General features: G+C 61.7%; 5 protein-coding genes. 3 read left to right on the top strand and 2 right to left on the bottom strand.

Annotation, left to right across the window (positions count from 1 at the left end):
* The first annotated feature begins 87 nt into the window (after positions 1-87).
* Complete coding sequence (locus tag EOA86_RS26340) at positions 88-597, top strand: tyrosine phosphatase family protein (RefSeq protein WP_065012279.1); 510 nt, start codon at positions 88-90, stop codon at positions 595-597.
* Between the two features lie 182 nt (positions 598-779).
* Here the strand turns inward: EOA86_RS26340 and EOA86_RS26330 are convergent, their stop codons facing one another.
* Both EOA86_RS26330 and EOA86_RS26325 read right to left on the bottom strand, forming a co-directional pair.
* Positions 780-1,583, bottom strand: coding sequence for a creatininase family protein (locus EOA86_RS26330; protein WP_127209869.1), 804 nt, complete (start codon positions 1,581-1,583; stop codon positions 780-782).
* Between the two features lie 88 nt (positions 1,584-1,671).
* Positions 1,672-2,055, bottom strand: a complete 384-nt coding sequence (locus EOA86_RS26325) for a RidA family protein (RefSeq protein ID WP_128344365.1) — start codon at positions 2,053-2,055, stop codon at positions 1,672-1,674.
* A gap of 253 nt (positions 2,056-2,308) precedes the next feature.
* Between EOA86_RS26325 and EOA86_RS26320 the strand changes: the two genes are divergently transcribed.
* Both EOA86_RS26320 and EOA86_RS26315 read left to right on the top strand, forming a co-directional pair.
* Entirely contained in the window at positions 2,309-3,313 is a 1,005-nt protein-coding gene (locus tag EOA86_RS26320; protein WP_127212292.1) for an ABC transporter substrate-binding protein, read from the top strand.
* A gap of 9 nt (positions 3,314-3,322) precedes the next feature.
* Positions 3,323-3,746, top strand: a 424-nt coding sequence (locus tag EOA86_RS26315; protein ID WP_164891993.1) for an ATP-binding cassette domain-containing protein, incomplete at its 3' end; no start/stop codon positions are given.

The following is a 3,746-nucleotide window of genomic DNA, read 5'->3' as shown; positions in this document are numbered from 1 at the left end:
GGGTCCTGACGAGGAATGGCAGCGGCTCGAATCGGCTCTTGCCGACTGGGCGCAACAGCGTGACGATAACACCAAGGAGGTCAAGCAATGATCCATGTCTGTTCGCTATCGAAGGTCGAGGAAACGGTCGCGAGAACCGGCGCCGAGCGGCTGCTTTCCCTGCTCGCTGCCGGTACCGAGGTGACGCGGCCGGCGTCGATCGCCCGGGAAAACCATCTGCATCTGGTCATGCATGACATTGCGGTGGCGCAAGAGGGCATGACCATGCCGGGCGAAATCCATGTCCGCGATCTGCTCGATTTCGCGCGCCGATGGGATCGTGCAAGGCCGCTGGTCGTGCATTGCTATGCCGGCATCAGCCGTTCGACCGCCTCGGCTTACATCATCGCGGCGGCATTGGCGCCGAAGCGCTGCGAGGTCGAATTGGCTGAGACGCTGCGCGCGTTGTCGCCGACGGCGACACCTAACCCGCGGCTGATCGCGGTCGCCGATACGCTGCTCGATCGCAACGGCCGCATGATCGGCGCGATCCAGGCGATCGGGCGCGGCGCGGACGCCTTCGAAGGCACGCCTTTTGAGTTGAAGATCGACGCCTAATGCATGTCGCCCAAAAGTGCGCAGCGGTTTTGGGATAACGACATGTATAAAATCAAGAGCTTAAAGCGCGTCGCACAAATCCGTTCAGACGCGACGCGCTTTAGAGTTTGCCCAAGATCTTTTTCCGAAACCCGGCTTCCGCTGTTTGCTGCGCTGACCTTCGGTTCGGGACCATGGCCTGACTATGCCAGCCAGTCGGCCAGCTTCGCCTTGCGCACATCTTTCAACAGGCTGATGAAGCCGTCGGCCTGATGGTTGGCGGTAAGCCTGCCCTTTTCGGCCGTTGCAATGCTGGCGTCGCCGACCACGCCGTTCGGGTTGAGATCGGTGGCGATCCAGGCGAAGGCGTGCGTTCCGGTGTGGCGCAGCAGTGAAAATTCCTTTTCGGCGCGGGCGACGTTGGACACGAAATTGTCGGCCTTTGACATGTCGACCAGATCCGGCCGGAAATGCAGCATCAGCGAGGTCTCGACATCGCCGCCATGGATGCCGTGGCGATCCTCAAGCTCGGTATACATGCCGGCCGGCCGGCCAAAGCGCTGCCAGCTCGTCTTCACCGCCAGCATCTTTGCACGCACGCGCAATTCGCGCGTGATGATGCCCATGATCTCTTCGTTGCCGCCATGCGAGTTGACGACGATCAGTTTCCTTAGCCCGGCCCGCGCGATCGACAGGCCAAGCTCGGTCCACGCCTCGATCAAGATCGGCGCCGGCAGAGTGAGGGTTCCCGGTGCATGCAGGTGCTCGTTCGACTTACCCACCGCCTGGGCGGGCAGGATGCGGATGTCGAGATCGGCGGGCAGGCGGGCGATCACCGTGTCGAGCATGCCGGTCATGATCGAGGTGTCGGTCGAAACCGGCAGATGCGGGCCGTGCTGTTCGATCGCCGCCACCGGCAGAACGGCGATCGTCGCTTCCGGATCGATCGTGGCGTATTCGGTGGTCCGGTAGTCGCCCCACCACACGCGTTTGTTTGCAGCGGTCATGTCATGCCTTTTCGATAAACTGGCCTTTTCGATAGACTGGCCTCTTCGATGCACGGCCAGACCTAGCGCGGGAAGGATCGCCTGTCGATCACCCTGCCGCGATGACCTCGATCTCGACCTTGAATTCCGGCCGCGCGAAACCGGACACGATCATCAGCGTCGAAGCCGGCGCCGGGCTGGTGAACAGCCGGTCGCGAACGTCCATATAGGGCCGCAGGAAGGCGCGGTCGGTGACATAGGTGTTGATGCGGACTATGTCGGAAAGTCCAAGCCCGGCCTCGCCAAGAATCGCCGCGATGTTCTGAAAACAGAGTTCGGCTTGTGCGCCGGCATCCTCCGGGATCTGATCGTCCGGAGCGATGGCGACCTGGCCCGAACACAGCACCAGCCTCTTGCCGGGAGGCACCTCGATGCCATGACTGTAGCGGGCGAAGGGCGGCTTGATCGACTCCGGCGCCAGGAATTTGAACATGAAAATCTCCAATCTGATGTCAGCCTAAAGCCGGATTGGCGGCCCGTTCAAGATGCAGTGCATACTATCAGGGCGATTGTGGACAGGCGTTCAAAAAATAGGCACGATGCCCCCGGTACAGCATGACCGTCCGGCCTTCGTGCACCACCGTTGCGCAGGCGGGCGGCCTCGGTGATGGCATGTGTCTTGCTTCTTGAGTCGATGGTGTCGAGCCCGGTGCGTGGCGCGCCGGAGCCAACAGAGGGTGGTGTGGATGGACGGAAAACTTAAGATTTCGGTGGGCGCGATCGTGCTGCTTGCCGCAAGCACGCTAAGTGCGGCAGCGAACGAGAAGGTCACCTTCGGCACCAACTGGCTCGCCCAGGCCGAGCACGGTGGCTATTATCAGGCAGCCGCTGATGGCACCTATGCGGCTTGCGGGCTCGACGTGACGATCATGCAAGGTGGCCCGCAGGTCAGCGGTCGGCCGCTGTTGCTCGCCGGCAAGATCGACTTCTACATGGGCGGCAACATGCTGCAGGCCTTCGACGCCGTTCAGCAGGACATTCCGCTGCGCGTGGTCGCCGCCTCATTCCAGAAAGAGCCGCAGGTGATCATGAGCCATCCGGGTCAGGGCCTCGACAAATGGGAGGATTTGAAGAACGCGGACCAGTACATTATTGGCGACGAAGGTGCACAGAGCTTCTTCCAATGGATGATCACGGAGTTCGGCTTCGATCCGGCCAAGCGCGTGCCCTATACGTTCAACCCCGCACCTTTCATCGCCAATCCGAAGTCGATCCAGCAGGGTTACGTGACCTCGGAGCCCTTCGCCGTCGCCAAGGAAGGCGGCTTCCAGCCCAATCTGTTCCTGCTCGCCGACTACGGCTTCGATACCTATGCGACGACGATCGAGACCATGCAGGCCACGATCGACAAGCGGCCGGAGGTGGTTCAGTGCTTCGTCGATGGCTCGGCCAAGGGTTGGTACAATTATCTCTACGGCGACAACGCTGCCGCCAACGCGGCGATCAAGAAGGATAACCCCGACATCAGCGACGAGCAGATCGCGTTTTCGATCGAGCAGATGAAGAAATTCGGCATCGTCGATTCCGGCGACACGGAAAAACTCGGCATCGGTGCGATGACTGACGCGCGCATCGAAAGCTTCTACGACAAGATGGTCAAGGCCAAGGTCGTGCCGGCCGGCGTCGACATCAAGAAGTCCTACACGCTGGCCTTCGTTAACAAGGGCGTCGGGATCGACCTGAAGAAATAGCACCCAGGCATGATGCAGGAGAAAGTGCCGCAAGCGCCGGCAAGCGCATCGGGCAAAGGTCCGATGCTGCTGGCGCTGCGTGGCGTCGGCAAGGTCTTTTCCAACGGCGTGACAGCGCTCAGCGATGTCGACCTGACGATCCGGGAAGGCGACTTTCTCAGCCTTCTTGGCCCGTCCGGCTGCGGCAAGTCGACGGCCTTGCGCCTCATTGCGGGTCTTGCGACGCCGACCTCCGGCGTGCTCGACTGGCGCGGCAGCAGCTCTGTCGACCGCTCGAATATCAGCTTCGTCTTCCAGGAGCCGACGCTGCTGCCCTGGGCCGATGTCTTCGACAATGTCTGGCTGCCGCTGCGGCTGAAGGGCGTGTCGCGGGCCAAGGCTGCGCCTGTCGTGATGGAGATGCTGGCGCGGGTCCACCTGACCGGCTTCGAGC

It is taken from the genome of Mesorhizobium sp. M5C.F.Ca.IN.020.32.2.1, assembly GCF_004023105.1.
In the GTDB taxonomy this organism is placed as follows: Bacteria; Pseudomonadota; Alphaproteobacteria; order Rhizobiales; family Rhizobiaceae; genus Mesorhizobium; species Mesorhizobium wenxiniae.
This window is presented reverse-complemented; position numbering and strand designations above follow the sequence as displayed.

Bases quoted from the DNA above. Each gene is read 5' to 3' on its own strand.
- EOA86_RS26340 (WP_065012279.1), top strand. From the start codon at position 88: ATGATCCATGTCTGTTCGCTATCGAAGGTCGAGGAAACGGTCGCGAGA.
- EOA86_RS26330 (WP_127209869.1), bottom strand. From the start codon at position 1,583: ATGACCGCTGCAAACAAACGCGTGTGGTGGGGCGACTACCGGACCACC.
- EOA86_RS26325 (WP_128344365.1), bottom strand. From the start codon at position 2,055: ATGTTCAAATTCCTGGCGCCGGAGTCGATCAAGCCGCCCTTCGCCCGC.
- EOA86_RS26320 (WP_127212292.1), top strand. From the start codon at position 2,309: ATGGACGGAAAACTTAAGATTTCGGTGGGCGCGATCGTGCTGCTTGCC.